This is a genomic window from Longimicrobium sp., from assembly GCF_036554565.1.
GTDB lineage: Bacteria > Gemmatimonadota > Gemmatimonadetes > Longimicrobiales > Longimicrobiaceae > Longimicrobium.
Genome location: NZ_DATBNB010000430.1, coordinates 1 through 14348, shown reverse-complemented (window position 1 = coordinate 14348; position 14348 = coordinate 1). Strand labels below are relative to the sequence as shown.

Here is a 14348-nt window from a genome sequence, read left to right as displayed (position 1 = left end):
GCCGCACACCAAGTTCAAGGCCGAGGTGTACGTGCTGACCAAGGAAGAGGGCGGCCGGCACACCCCGTTCTTCAACGGGTACCGCCCGCAGTTCTACTTCCGCACGACGGACGTGACGGGCACCGCCAACCTCCCCGAGGGTGTGGAGATGGTGATGCCGGGCGACAACGTGCAGATGTCGGTGGAGCTGATCACGCCGATCGCGATGGAGAAGGAGCTTCGCTTCGCCATCCGCGAGGGCGGCCGCACCGTCGGCGCCGGCGTCGTCACCGAAATCCTGGACTGAGCCGGTTGGCGGATGCGCAGCGGGAGCGTCACACGACGCTCCCGCATGCCGTGTTTCCGCACCCCGGGCTGTAACGGAACCGTCAACCGACCTCCAGAAAGTATATGGCAGGCAAGATTCGCATCCGGCTGAAGGGCTTCGATCACGCGGTGATCGATCAGACCACGGCCGACATCGTCCGCACGGCGGAGAAGACGGGCGCCCGCATCAGCGGCCCCATCCCGCTCCCCACGCGGATCCAGCGGTGGACCGTCCTGCGGTCGCCGCACGTGGACAAGAAGAGCCGCGAGCAGTTCGAGCTGAAGACGCACAAGCGTGTCATCGACATCCTCGATTCTCGCCCGCAGACCGTCGACGCCCTCACCAAGCTGGACTTGCCGGCTGGTGTGGACGTCGAGATCAAGGTGGACTGAGGAGGACGAGATGTCGGGAATCATCGGACGCAAGCTGGGGATGACCCAGATCTTCGACGAGTCCGGCGCCGTCGTGCCCGTGACCGTCATCGAGGCGGGGCCCTGCCCCGTCGTGCAGGTTCGCACCGACGAGAAGGACGGCTACGCCGCCGTTCAGCTCGGCTTCGGTGCCAAGAAGGCCTCGCGCGCCACCGGCGCCGAGAAGGGCCACGCCAGCAAGGCCGGCCTCGAGGCCGCCCCGGCGGTGCTCAAGGAGTTCCGCTTCGACCAGGCGCCGGCGGTGGGCGAAAGCGTCACCGTCGACGGCTTCGCCCGCGGCATCCGCGTCAAGGTGACGGGCGTCACCAAGGGCCGCGGCTTCCAGGGCGTCGTCAAGCGCCACGGCTTCGGCGGCGGACGCGCCTCGCACGGCGCCACCCGCGTGCACCGCGCCCCCGGCTCCATCGGCGCGGGCACCAACCCGTCCCGCGTGATCAAGGGCAAGCGCATGCCGGGCCACATGGGCAACGCGCAGCAGACCGTGCGCAACCTGCTGGTCGCCAAGATCGACGCCGAGCGCAACCTGCTGTACGTGCGTGGTGCCGTGCCGGGGCCGATCAACGGCGTCGTGTACGTCACCCGCCAGTAAAGGGAGCCCGGATACCATGGCAACTGCACGCTTTTTCAACGCCGCCGGCGAGCCGGGCGAGGCGTTCCAGCTCCCCGAGGAGCTTTTCGACGGCATCGTCAACGAGGCCGTCCTTCACGCGGTGATCAAGGCGCACCTGGCCAACAAGCGCCAGGGCAACGCCAGCACCAAGACGCGCGCCGACGTTTCCGGCGGCAACCGCAAGCCGTGGCGCCAGAAGGGCACCGGCCGGGCCCGCCAGGGCACCATGCGGGCGCCGCACTGGCGCGGCGGCGGCATCGTCTTCGGTCCGCACCCGCGTTCGTACCAGCAGGACGTGCCGCGCAAGGTAAAGGCGCTGGCCCGCCGCTCGGCGTTCAACCAGCGCGCCAACAACGGCGAGATCACGGTCATCGAGCGCTTCGGCTTCGATGCCCCGAAGACCCGCGAGGCGGTGTCGCTGCTGGGCCGCATGGGCGTGGCCGACGCCAAGCGCATCCTGGTGCTGACCAACGGCAACAGCGAAACGGTGTTCCGCTCGTTCCGCAACCTGCAGAACGTCGAGGTGCTTCCCTTCGCGCAGGCGTCGCCGTACGACGTGATGAAGGCGCGCCAGGTGATCATCGAGCAGGGAGCTCTCGAGGCGGCGCGCGGCGCCCAGGAGGAAGTGGCACATGCGTAACGTCAGCGAAATCCTCGTCAAGCCGCTGGTGACCGAAAAGAGCCACCAGCAGCTCGACCAGCACGGGGCGTACAGCTTCGTGGTGGCCAACGACGCCAACAAGGTCGAGATCGCCGGCGCGATCGAGAAGCAGTTCAACGTCAAGGTCAAGGCCGTCCGCACCATGCGCTATGCCGGCAAGGAAAAGCGCATGGGCAAGTTCATGGGCCGCAAGGCCGCCTGGAAGAAGGCCGTGGTCACGCTGGTCGAGGGTGACTCGATCGAGATCTTCGGGGGAGAGTAACATGCCGACCAAGCAGTTCCGGCCCATGACCGCCGGCACGCGCTTTCGCGCCATCAGCGACTTCGCCGAGGTGACCCACCAGGGCCGCCCCGAGAAGAACCTGACCGAAAGCATCACGAAGTCGGGTGGACGCAACCACCACGGCCACGTGACCAGCCGCCGCCGCGGCGGCGGGCACAAGCGGATCTACCGGGTGATCGACTTCAAGCGCAACAAGCCGGGGATCCCCGGCAAGGTGGAGCGCATCGAGTACGATCCCAACCGCAGCGCCAACATCGCGCTGGTGATCTACGAAGACGGCGAGCGCCGCTACATCCTGGCCCCCCGCGGCCTCAAGGACGGCGACCGCGTGGAGCAGGGGCCCGGCTCCGACATCCGCGTGGGCAACGCGCTGCCCCTGGCCGAGATCCCGCTGGGCACCACGGTGCACAACGTGGAGCTCCGCGCGGGCAAGGGCGGCCAGATGGCCCGCTCGGCGGGCGCCGGCGTGCAGGTGGTGGCCAAGGAAGGCGAGCACGTGACGCTGCGCATGCCCAGCACCGAGGTGCGCCTGGTGCGCCGCGAGTGCATGGCCACGGTGGGCCAGGTGGGCAACGTGGACCACGAGAAGCAGTCCATCGGCAAGGCGGGCGCCAACCGCTGGCGGGGCAAGCGCCCCAAGGTGCGCGGCGTGGCCATGAACCCCGTCGACCACCCCATGGGCGGCGGCGAGGGCAAGACCTCCGGCGGACGCCCCCCGGTGTCGCCGTGGGGCAAGGGCGAGGGCATCAAGACGCGCAAGCACAAGAAGGCCTCGACCCGTCTGATCGTCCGCGGCCGCAAGCGCGGCCGGGCGACGAAGTAAAGTGCGTCAGTGCGAAAGTGCGAAGTGCGAAAGTAAGGGATCGACCCACTTTCGCACTCCGTACTCTCGCACTCTCGCACTGCTGTTCACCACCCAGGCGCGTCCACCACTGCGGGAATGTCCCGCACGTGGACTCCGCCCCCGGCACGGGCGCCGGGGGAAACGGGACTAAGAGCGAAGAAGGACATCGGAAATGCCGAGGAGTCTGAAGAAGGGGCCCTTCGTAGAGGAGAGCCTCCTGAAGAAGGTCCGCGGGATGAACGAGCGCAGCGAGAAGCGGGTCGTGAAGACCTGGTCGCGCGCCTCGACCATCACCCCGGAATTCATCGGGCACACGCTGGCCGTGCACAACGGCAACAAGTTCATCCCGGTGTACCTCACCGAGAACATGGTCGGGCACAAGCTCGGCGAGTTCGCCCCCACCCGCACCTTCAAGGGGCACGGGGGCAAGCTGGTCGACAAGCGCGCCAAGGCGCGCTAAGCGCGAGAAAGGATCATAAAAATGGAAGCTCGCGCTATCGCCCGCTCCGTGGGGATGAGCCCCCGCAAGATGCGTATGGTTGTGGACCTGATCCGCGGACGCGGTGTAAACGAGGCCTACTCCATCCTGAAGTTCTCGAAGAAGGCGGCCACCACGCCCGTCGAGAAGACCCTGCGCTCGGCCGTGGCCAACGCCACGCAGAAGGCCGAGGCCGCCGGGTCGTTCCTCGACGTGGACGACCTTGTGGTCCGGGAGGTCTACGTCGACGAGGGCCGGACGCTGAAGCGGTTCAGCCCGCGCGCCATGGGGCGCGCGACGCCGATCATGAAGCGAACCAGCCACGTCACGATCATCGTCGACCGCAAGGAGTAACGCCGTGGGACAGAAGACACATCCGAGAGGGTTTCGACTGGGGATCGTGGCGAACTGGAAGTCGCGCTGGTACGCCGAGCGCAACTTCCCGCAGCTGCTGGCCGAGGACGAGACCATCCGCAAGTACCTGCACCAGCGCCTGGGCCACGCCAGCATCTCCGAGGTGGAGATCGAGCGCAAGCCGGGGAAGACCATCGTCACCCTTCACACCGCCCGTCCGGGCGTGGTGATCGGCAAGGGCGGCAGCGAGGTCGACAAGCTCCGTGACGAGCTGTCGCGCCTGTCGCCGGGCAACGAGGTGGCGATCAACGTCGAAGAGGTGAAGCGCCCCGAGGTGGACGCCCAGCTCATCGGCGACAGCATCGCGCACCAGCTGGTCCAGCGCGTTTCGTTCCGCCGCGCCATGAAGCGCGCGGTGCAGAACGCCATGCGCGCCGGTGCCGAGGGGATCAAGGTGCAGCTGGCCGGCCGCCTGAACGGCGCCGAAATCGCCCGCACCGAGGGCTACAAGGAGGGGCGGATTCCGCTCCAGACGCTGCGCGCCGACATCGACTACGCGCAGTCCACCGCCCGCACCACGTACGGCACCATCGGCGTGAAGGTGTGGGTGTTCAAGGGCGAAGTGGTCGAGAACCGGCGCGGCCGGACCTACTCGACCGACGCGTAAGGAGACGTCAAGATGCTCGCTCCCAAGAGAGTCAAGTACCGCAAGCAGATGAAGGGCCGCATGCGTGGCAAGGCCACGCGCGGCAACTACGTGGCGTTCGGCGACTACGGCCTGCAGGCCCTGGAGCCCGGCTGGATCACCAACCGGACCATCGAGGCCGCCCGTATCGCCATGACGCGCCACATCAAGCGCGGCGGCAAGGTGTGGATCCGGATCTTCCCGGCGAAGTCCATCACCAAGAAGCCCCTCGAAGTGCGCATGGGCAAGGGCAAGGGCAACCCCGAGGCGTGGGTGGCCGTGGTCAAGCCCGGGCGCATCATGTTCGAGCTGGAAGGCGTGGCGCCCGAGGTGGCCAAGCGCGCCATGGAGCTGGCCGCGGCCAAGCTCCCGGTGAAGTGCAAGTTCATCGTCCGCGAGAAGACCGCGGCGCCCGTCGAGGCCGCAGCCGAGGGAGGTGAGGCGTGAAGGGTTCCGAGATCCGCGAGCTGACGGTCCAGGAGATCGCCGAGCGCATCGAGCAGCTCCAGGAAGAGCGGTTCCGGCTGCGCTTCCGCTCCGCCACCCAGCAGCTGGAAAACCCCACGCTGCTGCGCACCATTCGCCGCGACATCGCGCGCCTGAAGACGGCGCAGCGTGAGCGTGACCTGAAGGAGGGTCGATAAATGGCCGAGAACACCCAGGCCGCGGGCCAGCAGGAAGAGCGCGGGCGCCGCAAGACCCGCACCGGCGTCATCGTGTCCGACAAGATGGACAAGACGGTGGTGGTGAAGGTGGAGCGCCGGTACTCGCACCCGCTGTACGGCAAGCAGGTGACGCGTACCAAGAAGTACCACGCGCACGACGAGAACAACGAGTACCACATGGGCGACGTGGTGACCATCACCGAAACGCGCCCCCTGAGCAAGCTGAAGCGCTGGCGCGTTTCGGAGCTCGTCGAGCGGGCCCGCTGAGGACTAGGAGAGCAGAATGCTGCAGCAGGAATCCATCGTTCGCATCGCGGACAACTCCGGCGCCAAGAAGGCGCTGGTGATCCGCGTGCTGGGCGGGTCCAAGCGCCGCTACGCCTCGGTCGGCGACCGTATCGTCGTGGCCGTGAAGGACGCGCTCCCGGACGGCACCGTCAAGAAGGGCGACGTCGCCAAGGCGGTCGTCGTGCGCACCACCCGCAACGTCCGCCGCAAGGATGGCTCGTACATCCGGTTCGACGAGAACGCGGCGGTGATCATCAACGACGCGGGCGAGCCCCGCGCCACCCGCATCTTCGGGCCGGTTGCCCGCGAGCTGCGCGACAAGCGCTACATGAAGATCGTGTCGCTGGCCCCGGAGGTGCTCTGATGGCCGGGCTGAAGATCCGCAAGGGCGACACGGTGCAGGTGATCTCGGGCGCCAACAAGGGCAAGCAGGGAACCGTCCTGCGCGTGGAGCCCGAGAAGAACCGCGTGGTCATCGAGGGGCTGAACCTGCGCAAGCGCCACATGAAGCCTTCGCAGACCAACCCCGAGGGTGGCATCGTGGAGTTCGAGGCGCCCATCCACGCCAGCAACGTCATGCTGCTGGACCCGGCGAGCGGCGAGCCCACGCGGCTGCGCAGCCAGGCGGGCGAGGACGGCCGGCGCGAGCGCGTGGCCGCCAAGTCGGGCCGCGTGATCCCGCGGGCCTGACCCTGACGGAGTGAGGGGTCCGCCCGGCACTTCGCCGGGCGGAACACTCGTGACCGCCCTCCCGGCCGTTCGGGCGCGGGGGGATACGGAACGAAAGAAGAACGACAATGGCAAACGAAAAGCCGCGCCTCCAGCGCTACTACGAAGAGTCGGTCCGGCCCAAGCTGCACCAGGACTTCGGGTACAGCAGCCCCATGCAGATCCCGGGGCTGGAAAAGATCGTGATCAACGTGGGGCTGGGCGAGGCCAGCAAGAACCCCAAGCTGCTCGAGAGCGTCGTGGCCGAGATCGGGCAGATCACCGGCCAGAAGGCCGTGGTCACCCGGGCCAAGAAGGCCATCAGCAACTTCGGCCTGCGCGAGAACCAGCCGGTGGGCGCGTCGGTGACGCTGCGCCGCGACCGGATGTGGGAGTTCCTGGACCGGCTGGTGAACGTGGCCATGCCGCGCATCCGCGACTTCCGCGGGGTGAGCACGCGCTCGTTCGACGGGCGGGGCAACTACACCATGGGCGTCAAGGAGCAGCTGATCTTCCCGGAGATCGACTACGACAAGGTCGACCAGGTGCACGGGATGGACATCACCATCGTGACGTCCACCACCAAGGACGACCAGGCGCTGGCGCTGCTGCGCGAGCTGGGGATTCCCTTCCGCGGCGAGAGCCCGGTCATCGTAAACGCCGCCGCGGCCTAACCAGGGAACAGAGATGGCACGCAAGGCCCTGATCGAAAAGACCAACCGCAAGCCCAAGTTCGGCGTGCGTGGCTACAACCGCTGCAACCGCTGCGGCCGCCCCCGCGCGTTCCTGCGCAAGTTCGGACTGTGCCGCATCTGCTTTCGCGAGCAGGCGCTGCGCGGCGAGATCCCCGGCGTGCGCAAGGCCAGCTGGTAGCACCCCCGGCGGCGCCCGCGGGCGCCAGGCGCAACGGCACACCCGATCGGCTGCTCCCCGCGAGCGGTTGACGGGTGTGCCCGCGTCTGGTTATCGTTAGGGCTTCGCCTTTTTGAAAAACCCCTTTCCTTCAAGTCCGGCGCACGGAACCGCGCGGCGGATACTAGAGGAGCTGAACGAGCATGCTTACCGATCCGATCGCCGACATGCTCACCCGCATTCGGAACGCGCAGATGGCGCGTCACCGCCGGGTGGACATGCCGGTCTCCAAGCTGAAGGTGGAAGTCGCGCGCCTTCTCAAGGAAAACCACTACATCCACGACTACAAGGTCCTGGACGACGGCCGCTTCGGCCAGCTTCGGCTGTACCTGAAGTACTACCAGGACCGGCCCATCATCCGCGAGCTTCGCCGGGTGAGCAAGCCGGGTCTGCGCAAGTACGTGGGCGTCGAGGAAATCCCCCGGGTCCGCAACGGGCTGGGGATGGCGCTGCTTTCCACCTCGCGCGGCGTGATGACCGATCGCGACGCCCGCGCGGCCAAGGTGGGCGGCGAAGTTCTCGCCTACGTCTGGTAAGGGGGACGACATGTCGCGAATTGGAAGAAGGCCGATCCCCGTCCCCGCGGGCGTGGACGTTACGATCGATGGCAACACCGTGCGCGTGAAGGGCCCCCGGGGCGAGCTTTCGCGCACCCTGCACTCCGACGTGATCGTGCGCCGGCAGGACGGCGAGATCCTGGTGGAGCGCCCCTCCGACGAGCCGCGCTTCCGGGCGCTGCACGGCCTCAGCCGCACGCTGGTGGCCAACATGATCGACGGGGTGACCACCGGGTTCACCAAGACGCTCGAGATCGTGGGTGTGGGCTACCGCGCCGAGACCAAGCCCTTCGGGCTGACGCTCTCGCTGGGGTACAGCCACCCCATCGAGTACAAGGCTCCCGAGGGCATCACCCTGCGGGCGGCCACCCCCACCGTGGTCGAGGTTTCCGGGACCAATAAGGAAGTGGTGGGGCAGGTGGCGGCCGAGATCCGGTCGCTGCGCCCGCCCGAGCCGTACAAGGGCAAGGGCGTGAAGTACCAGGGCGAGGTGATCCGCCGCAAGGCGGGCAAGGCGGGCGGCAAGTAAGCCGCTCCGCCCCCGAACCGGCGAATCATCGCATAGTCACTTCAGAGGAACCAATGTCTGGAACGAGAAAGGTCAAGACGCGCGAGCAGCGCCGCGACCGCCGCCACCGCCGCGTACGCGGCAAGGTGAACGGCACCGCCGAGCGCCCGCGTCTGGTGGTGCACCGCTCCCTCAACAACGTCGAGGGACAGGTGGTGGACGACGTGGCCGGCCGCACGCTGGTGGGGCTGAGCACGCTCGACGCCGACCTGCGCGGCAAGCGCGAGGGGATGTCCAAGACGGAAGCCAGCCACGCGGCCGGCAAAGCGCTGGCCGAGAAGGCGCGCGAGGCGGGCGTTACGCACGTGGTGTTCGACCGCGGCGGCTACCTGTACCACGGCCGTGTCAAGGCCTTCGCCGAGGGCGCCCGCGAGGGCGGTCTCGAGTTCTAAGGGAGCTTACGAATGGCTGAGAACAGACAGGGCGGCGGTGGTCCGGGCGGCGGACGCTCCGGCGGCGGACGTCCGGGCGGCGGCTTCGGCGGCGGCCAGGGCCGCGGCGGGTTCGGCGGCGGCCAGGGCGGCGGCCGCGGGCGCGGCGGTCCGGGCGGCGGCGACGAGCGCGGCGGCCAGGGCGGCGGGCGCGGCGGACGGGGCGGCGGCCAGCGTGACGGCCGCGGCGGCGGGCAGGCCCGCGAGTCGGAGTTCAAGGAAAACGTGGTGCACATCAACCGCGTCGCCAAGGTGGTGAAGGGCGGACGCCGCTTCAGCTTCACCGCGCTGGTGGCGGTGGGCGACCAGGCCGGCAAGATCGGCATCGGCACCGGCAAGGCCAACGAGGTGTCCGAGGCCGTGCGCAAGGCGCTGGAGTCGGCGCGCCGCGCCATGGTCAAGGTGCCCATCCGCGAAGGCACCGTGCCCCACGACATCGTGGGCGAGCACGGCGCAGGCCGGGTGCTCCTTCGCCCCGCTGCGCCCGGCACCGGCGTGATCGCCGGCGGACCGGTGCGCGCGGTGCTGGAATGCGTGGGGGTGCACGACATCCTCACCAAGTCGCTGGGGAGCAACAACCCCTTCAACATGGTGCTCGCCACCCTCGACGCGCTGCAGGGTCTCACCACCCGCGAGCAGCTGGCGATGGAGCGCGGCGTGCCCGTCGAGGCGATCGGAGGCGGCCGTCATGGCTAAGCTCAAGATCACGCAGACCAAGAGCTACTCCGGTGCCCCCGAGGGGCAGCGCCGGACGCTCCGGGCCCTGGGGCTCAGGCACCAGCGCTCGGTGATCCAGGAGGACAACGCCGCGATCCGCGGGATGATCTTTCAGGTCCGGCACCTCGTGAAGGTCGAGGAAACGGACGGGCAGGAGAACAATGGCTGACCTCAGCAACATGCGGCGGCCCGAAGGGTCGCACCGCGACACCAAGCGGCTGGGCCGCGGCACCGGGTCCGGCACCGGCAAGACGGCGGGCAAGGGGCACAAGGGCTCCAAGGCGCGCGCCGGCCACCACGGCCCCGGCGGCGGCAAGCCCGGGTACGAGGGCGGCCAGATGCCCATCCACCGCCAGCAGCCCAAGCGCGGCTTCACCAGCCTGAACCGCGTGGAGTACCAGGTGGTGAACCTGTACCAGCTGGAAACGCTGGAGGGCGAGGGGCCCATTACCCCCGAGACCCTGAAGGACCGCGGCCTGATCGGGCACGCCGGCCGCCCGGTGAAGGTGCTGGGCACGGGCGACCTGACCCGCAAGGTCGAGATCACGGCCCACAAGTTCAGCCAGTCGGCCCGCGACAAGATCGCGGCGCTGGGGGGAACCGTTCAGGAGATCGGCTGAAATGGCCAACCCCGTAGTTGCCCTGTGGCGCATTCCCGAGGTGAAGAGCAAGATCCTCTTCACCCTCATGTGCCTGCTCATCTACCGGATCGGGGCCCACATCACGGCGCCCTGGATCAACGTGCCTGCCCTGCGTGAGTACGCGGGGCAGCTACAGGGGACCGCCTTCGGCATCTACGACATGTTCGTGGGGGGCGGCCTGTCGCGTGCGACGGTGTTCGCCCTGGGGATCATGCCCTACATCTCCGCCAGCATCATGTTCCAGCTGCTGGCGGCGGTGGTGCCCTCCGTCGAGAAGATGCAGAAGGAGGGCGAGGACGGACGCAAGAAGCTCACGCAGTACACGCGGTACGCCACCGTGGTGCTGGCGATCTTCCAGGCGTACGGGTTCGCGATGTTCATCGAGACCCAGGTGCCGGCGGCCGTCACCAACCCGGGCTTTCCCTTCCGGCTGACGATGATCCTGACGCTCACCACGGGCGCGGTGTTCATCATGTGGCTGGGCGAGCAGATCACCGACCGGGGCATCGGCAACGGCATGAGCCTGCTCATCTTCTTCGGCATCGTGGAGTCGCTGCCGTCGGCGCTGTACGAAACCGGCCGCCTGGTGGGGCTGGGGCAGGTGAACATCTTCGCGATCTTCGTGCTGATCGCCATGATGCTGGCGACCATCGCCGGCACCGTGGCGGTGACCATGGCGGCGCGCAAGATCCCGGTGCAGATCCCGCAGAAGGTGATGGGGCGGGGGCGCATCCGGCAGGGGCAGAAGTCGTTCATCCCGCTGCGCATCAACATGGCGGGGGTGATGCCCATCATCTTCGCGCAGTCGATCATGATCGTGCCGGCCACCCTGCGGCAGTTCACGCAGGCGGAGTGGGCGCGCACGGCGGCGGGGTGGTTCGCGCTCAACACGATTCCGTACTACGTGGCGTTCACGGTGCTGATCGTGTTCTTCACCTACTTCTACACGGCGATCATCTACAACCCCGTAGACATCGCCGAGAACCTGAAGAAGCAGGGCGCGTTCGTGCCGGGGGTGAAGCCGGGCGCGCGCACGGCCGAGTACATCGACTCGGTGATGTCGCGCATCTCGCTGCCGGGGGCGCTGTTCCTGGCCGCCATCGCGCTGATCCCGTCGGCGGTGCTGAGCGCCTTCGGCGTGGCGACGCTCAGCCGCGTGCTGGGCGGCACCGGCCTGCTGATCGTGGTGGGCGTGGCGCTCGACACGGTCCAGCAGATGCAGCAGCACCTGCTGCTGCGCCGCTACGACGGCTTCATGAAGAAGGGCCGCGTGAAGTTCCGCGGCCGCCAGCAGCGCTACATCTGACGGCAAGGTACCCAGTATCCTAGTGCCAAGTGCCTGGTCGGCGTGACCGGGTACTTGGCACTCGGCACTTGGTACTCGTTCAAGGACCGACCCGTTACCGGAACCGACTGAATGGATCTCGTTCTCCTTGGCGCCCCGGGCGCCGGCAAGGGCACGCAGGGCGCCCTGCTCGCCGAAACGCTGGGCACGCCCAAGATCGCCACGGGCGACATGCTGCGCGACGCAGTGCGCCAGGGCACCCCGCTGGGGGTGCAGGCCAAGGCCGTGATGGACGCGGGGAAGCTCGTGTCCGACGACATCGTCCTGGGCCTGGTGCGCGAGCGGCTTTCGCGTCCCGATGCCGAGGGCGGCGCCATCTTCGACGGCTATCCCCGCAACGTGGCCCAGGCCCGCGCGCTCGACGGGCTGCTGGAAGACCTGGGGCGCGGCATCGACGCGGTGGTGTACCTGGAGGTGGACGACGACGCCATCGTGCGGCGGATGAGCGGACGTCGCACCGACCCGGAGACCGGGGTGGTGTACCACGTGGACCACAACCCGCCGCCGGCCGACGTGGCCGGCCGGGTGGTGCAGCGCGACGACGACCGCGAGGAAACGGTGCGCCACCGGCTGGAGGTGTACCGCGAGAACACGGCGCCGCTGGTGGAGCACTACCGCGGCGCCGGGGTTCCCGTCCACACCCTGGACGGGTCGCGCGCCATCGACGCGGTGCAGGCCGACGTGCTGGGGGTGCTGGGGCGGTGATCCACCTCAAGTCGGCGGCGGAGATCGACACCATCGCCCGCGCGGGGGCCATCCTGGCCAGCCTGTGGCGGGCGATTCCCGACCGCGTGGCGCCCGGGGTGAGCACCGGCGAGCTGGACCGCTGGGCGGAGTCGTTCATCCGCTCGCACCCGGGTGCCGAGCCGGCGTTCAAGGGATTGTACGGCTTTCCCGCCACGCTGTGCATTTCGGTGAACCACGAGGTGGTGCACGGGATCCCGTCGTCGCGGCGCGTGCTGCGCGAGGGCGACATCGTGAGCGTGGACTGCGGGGTAAAGCTCGAGGGGTTCTACGCCGACGCCGCGGTCACCCTTCCCGTGGGGCCGGTGGCGGAGCCGGTGGCGGAGCTGCTGGAGCTCACCCAGCTGGCGCTGGCCCGGGGGATCGCCGAGGCGCGCCCCGGCAGCCGCCTGGGCGACGTGGGCGCGGCGATCCAGGAAGTGGCCGACGGGGCGGGGTACGGGGTGGTGCGCGAGCTGGTGGGCCACGGCGTGGGCCGCCAGCCGCACGAGGAGCCGCAGGTGCCCAACTTCGGCGTGCGGGGCAAGGGCCTCAAGCTGCTGGAGGGGATGGTGCTGGCCATCGAGCCCATGTTCAACCTGGGCACGGCCACGGTGCGTACCCTGCCCGACCGGTGGACCGTGGTGACGGCCGACCGCAAGGTGTCGGCGCACTTCGAGCACACCGTGGCGGTGACGGCCGGCGGGCCGCGGATCCTTACGATCTGAACACGTGTGACGAGTATCCGGCACGGACGCCCTCTGGCGTCCGCGCCGTTCCAAGCCTTGCGGAATCGCCGAAATCTGGTTACGTTCTCAGGCTTACGTTCTTTCAGGATACACAGGCGAGGCGAACATGAAGGTCCGCGCGAGCGTGAAGCCGATCTGCGAGCACTGCAAGGTGATCAAGCGGCGGGGCGTCATCCGCATCATCTGCAAGAAGAACCCGCGGCACAAGCAGCGCCAGGGCTAATCCCAGACTCGGCCAGACAGGAGAACAGCAGGATGGCTCGTATCGCAGGCGTCGATCTTCCGCGTGAAAAGCGCGTAGAGATCGGCCTTACGTACATCTTCGGGATCGGCCGCGCCACGTCGCGCCGCATCCTGGGCGAGGCGGGGATCAACCCCGACACGCGCGTGCACGCCCTCAACGACGAGGACGTGAACAAGCTGCGCCGCATCATCGACGCGAACATTCGCGTGGAGGGTGCGCTGCGCTCGGAAGTCTCGCGCAACATCAAGCGCCTGATGGACATCGGCTCGTATCGCGGGCTGCGGCACCGCCGCGGGCTGCCGGTTCGCGGGCAGCGCACGCACACCAACGCGCGCACCAAGAAGGGCCCGCGCCGGGCCATCGCCGGCAAGAAGAAGCCGGGCAAGAAGTAATCGTGCAGCGCCCGGCCTTCGTGCCGGGCGCCGCGCGTTCGCTTCGATCCGACGATCGGCCCGGGCGGCGCGCCCGGGCCGATGACCACTCCGCCGGACGTGCCGGCGGGGAGACGTACCGGAGGCGCGGTAGGCCGCGCACCCCAAACAGGATTTCCGAATGGCCAAGCCGAAGACCGCGGGGCGCCCCAAGACCAAGCGCCACGTCGAGAGCGAGGGCGTCGCCCACATCAAGGCGACGTTCAACAACACCATCGTGAGCATCACCGACATGGCCGGCAACTCGGTCGTGTGGGGAAGCGCCGGCAAGGCGGGCTTCAAGGGCTCCAAGAAGAGCACCCCGTTCGCCGCCACCGTGGCCGCCGAGCAGGCGGCCCGCGAGGCGCTGCAGCTGGGCGTGAAGCGCGTGCACGTGCACGTGCAGGGCCCGGGCAGCGGACGCGAGTCGGCCATCCAGGCGCTGGCCGCCTCGGGGCTGGGCATCCGCAGCATCCGCGACGTGACGCCCATTCCGCACAACGGCTGCCGGCCGCCCAAGAAGCGCCGCGTCTGATCCACCGGTACCATGCCCGGCGCCTGGCGCCGGGCATGTGCGGGACCTTGGCGTAAACCCTCGCGACCGTCGGGGGGACGAAGCCGCGAAACACACAACCGAAACGGTTACTGAGCAATGGCCCGTTACACCGGACCCTCGTGCAGGCTTTGCCGCCGCGAGGGGCAGAAGCTGTTCCTGAAGGGCACCAAGTGCTTCACCG

Annotated in this window: 27 protein-coding genes and 2 pseudogenes; all 29 read left to right on the top strand. The window is 68.6% G+C overall.

The window, feature by feature from the left end:
* Positions 1-286: pseudogene (gene tuf, locus VIB55_RS11795) on the top strand (elongation factor Tu); the annotation flags it as partial.
* Positions 287-390: 104 nt separating this feature from the next.
* Positions 391-699, top strand: coding sequence for a 30S ribosomal protein S10 (rpsJ, locus tag VIB55_RS11790; RefSeq protein ID WP_331022403.1), 309 nt, complete (start codon positions 391-393; stop codon positions 697-699).
* A 10-nt stretch (positions 700-709) separates the two neighbouring features.
* Positions 710-1327 carry a 50S ribosomal protein L3 gene (gene rplC, locus VIB55_RS11785; RefSeq protein ID WP_331022404.1) on the top strand — a complete coding sequence of 206 codons (618 nt, stop codon included), beginning with the start codon at positions 710-712 and terminating at the stop codon, positions 1325-1327.
* A gap of 16 nt (positions 1328-1343) precedes the next feature.
* Positions 1344-1988, top strand: coding sequence for a 50S ribosomal protein L4 (gene rplD / locus VIB55_RS11780; RefSeq protein ID WP_331876844.1), 645 nt, complete (start codon positions 1344-1346; stop codon positions 1986-1988).
* Positions 1981-2271, top strand: coding sequence for a 50S ribosomal protein L23 (rplW, locus tag VIB55_RS11775; protein ID WP_331876843.1), 291 nt, complete (start codon positions 1981-1983; stop codon positions 2269-2271). Before rplD ends, rplW begins: the two co-directional genes overlap by 8 nt.
* Before the next feature lies 1 nt (position 2272).
* Positions 2273-3115 carry a 50S ribosomal protein L2 gene (gene rplB, locus VIB55_RS11770; RefSeq protein ID WP_331022407.1) on the top strand — a complete coding sequence of 281 codons (843 nt, stop codon included), beginning with the start codon at positions 2273-2275 and terminating at the stop codon, positions 3113-3115.
* Between the two features lie 193 nt (positions 3116-3308).
* A complete protein-coding gene (gene rpsS / locus VIB55_RS11765) occupies positions 3309-3596 on the top strand; it encodes a 30S ribosomal protein S19 (protein WP_331022408.1) in 288 nt (95 codons plus the stop codon).
* A gap of 21 nt (positions 3597-3617) precedes the next feature.
* Positions 3618-3968: a 50S ribosomal protein L22 gene (gene rplV, locus VIB55_RS11760; protein ID WP_331022409.1), complete on the top strand. Its 351-nt coding sequence runs from the start codon at positions 3618-3620 to the stop codon at positions 3966-3968.
* Positions 3969-3972: 4 nt separating this feature from the next.
* Positions 3973-4635, top strand: a complete 663-nt coding sequence (gene rpsC, locus VIB55_RS11755; protein ID WP_331022410.1) for a 30S ribosomal protein S3 — start codon at positions 3973-3975, stop codon at positions 4633-4635.
* A gap of 12 nt (positions 4636-4647) precedes the next feature.
* Positions 4648-5100: a 50S ribosomal protein L16 gene (gene rplP / locus VIB55_RS11750; RefSeq protein ID WP_331022411.1), complete on the top strand. Its 453-nt coding sequence runs from the start codon at positions 4648-4650 to the stop codon at positions 5098-5100.
* The gene (gene rpmC, locus VIB55_RS11745; RefSeq protein ID WP_331022412.1) at positions 5097-5297 is read left to right on the top strand and encodes a 50S ribosomal protein L29; all 201 of its coding nucleotides are present in this window, start codon (positions 5097-5099) and stop codon (positions 5295-5297) included. Before rplP ends, rpmC begins: the two co-directional genes overlap by 4 nt.
* Positions 5298-5585, top strand: coding sequence for a 30S ribosomal protein S17 (gene rpsQ, locus VIB55_RS11740; protein WP_331876842.1), 288 nt, complete (start codon positions 5298-5300; stop codon positions 5583-5585).
* 16 nt (positions 5586-5601) lie between these two features.
* Positions 5602-5970, top strand: coding sequence for a 50S ribosomal protein L14 (rplN, locus tag VIB55_RS11735; RefSeq protein ID WP_331022414.1), 369 nt, complete (start codon positions 5602-5604; stop codon positions 5968-5970).
* Between the two features lie 8 nt (positions 5971-5978).
* Positions 5979-6296 (top strand): 50S ribosomal protein L24, encoded by a 318-nt coding sequence (gene rplX / locus VIB55_RS11730; RefSeq protein WP_331876845.1) that lies wholly within the window; start codon positions 5979-5981, stop codon positions 6294-6296.
* 107 nt (positions 6297-6403) lie between these two features.
* Complete coding sequence (rplE, locus tag VIB55_RS11725; protein ID WP_331876841.1) at positions 6404-6988, top strand: 50S ribosomal protein L5; 585 nt, start codon at positions 6404-6406, stop codon at positions 6986-6988.
* A gap of 13 nt (positions 6989-7001) precedes the next feature.
* The gene (locus VIB55_RS11720; protein ID WP_170030916.1) at positions 7002-7187 is read left to right on the top strand and encodes a type Z 30S ribosomal protein S14; all 186 of its coding nucleotides are present in this window, start codon (positions 7002-7004) and stop codon (positions 7185-7187) included.
* Positions 7188-7369: 182 nt separating this feature from the next.
* Entirely contained in the window at positions 7370-7762 is a 393-nt protein-coding gene (gene rpsH / locus VIB55_RS11715; RefSeq protein WP_331022417.1) for a 30S ribosomal protein S8, read from the top strand.
* Positions 7763-7772: 10 nt separating this feature from the next.
* Positions 7773-8312 (top strand): 50S ribosomal protein L6, encoded by a 540-nt coding sequence (gene rplF, locus VIB55_RS11710; protein WP_331876840.1) that lies wholly within the window; start codon positions 7773-7775, stop codon positions 8310-8312.
* Positions 8313-8365: 53 nt separating this feature from the next.
* The gene (gene rplR, locus VIB55_RS11705; protein WP_331876839.1) at positions 8366-8743 is read left to right on the top strand and encodes a 50S ribosomal protein L18; all 378 of its coding nucleotides are present in this window, start codon (positions 8366-8368) and stop codon (positions 8741-8743) included.
* A 12-nt stretch (positions 8744-8755) separates the two neighbouring features.
* Entirely contained in the window at positions 8756-9478 is a 723-nt protein-coding gene (rpsE, locus tag VIB55_RS11700; protein WP_349263015.1) for a 30S ribosomal protein S5, read from the top strand.
* Positions 9471-9668, top strand: coding sequence for a 50S ribosomal protein L30 (gene rpmD / locus VIB55_RS11695; RefSeq protein WP_331072207.1), 198 nt, complete (start codon positions 9471-9473; stop codon positions 9666-9668). Before rpsE ends, rpmD begins: the two co-directional genes overlap by 8 nt.
* Complete coding sequence (gene rplO / locus VIB55_RS11690) at positions 9661-10119, top strand: 50S ribosomal protein L15 (protein ID WP_331022421.1); 459 nt, start codon at positions 9661-9663, stop codon at positions 10117-10119. The genes rpmD and rplO overlap by 8 nt, the downstream gene beginning before the upstream one ends.
* A 1-nt stretch (position 10120) precedes the next feature.
* Positions 10121-11446: a preprotein translocase subunit SecY gene (gene secY / locus VIB55_RS11685; protein ID WP_331876838.1), complete on the top strand. Its 1326-nt coding sequence runs from the start codon at positions 10121-10123 to the stop codon at positions 11444-11446.
* A gap of 111 nt (positions 11447-11557) precedes the next feature.
* The gene (locus VIB55_RS11680; protein WP_331876837.1) at positions 11558-12190 is read left to right on the top strand and encodes an adenylate kinase; all 633 of its coding nucleotides are present in this window, start codon (positions 11558-11560) and stop codon (positions 12188-12190) included.
* Complete coding sequence (gene map, locus VIB55_RS11675) at positions 12187-12936, top strand: type I methionyl aminopeptidase (protein WP_331876836.1); 750 nt, start codon at positions 12187-12189, stop codon at positions 12934-12936. The genes VIB55_RS11680 and map overlap by 4 nt, the downstream gene beginning before the upstream one ends.
* Before the next feature lie 127 nt (positions 12937-13063).
* Complete coding sequence (gene rpmJ, locus VIB55_RS11670) at positions 13064-13180, top strand: 50S ribosomal protein L36 (RefSeq protein ID WP_331022425.1); 117 nt, start codon at positions 13064-13066, stop codon at positions 13178-13180.
* A gap of 32 nt (positions 13181-13212) precedes the next feature.
* On the top strand, positions 13213-13593 hold the full coding sequence (gene rpsM / locus VIB55_RS11665; protein WP_331022426.1) for a 30S ribosomal protein S13: 381 nt from the start codon (positions 13213-13215) through the stop codon (positions 13591-13593).
* 160 nt (positions 13594-13753) lie between these two features.
* Positions 13754-14146 (top strand): 30S ribosomal protein S11, encoded by a 393-nt coding sequence (gene rpsK, locus VIB55_RS11660; protein ID WP_331022427.1) that lies wholly within the window; start codon positions 13754-13756, stop codon positions 14144-14146.
* Between the two features lie 117 nt (positions 14147-14263).
* Positions 14264-14348, top strand: a pseudogene (locus VIB55_RS25480) (30S ribosomal protein S4); the annotation flags it as partial.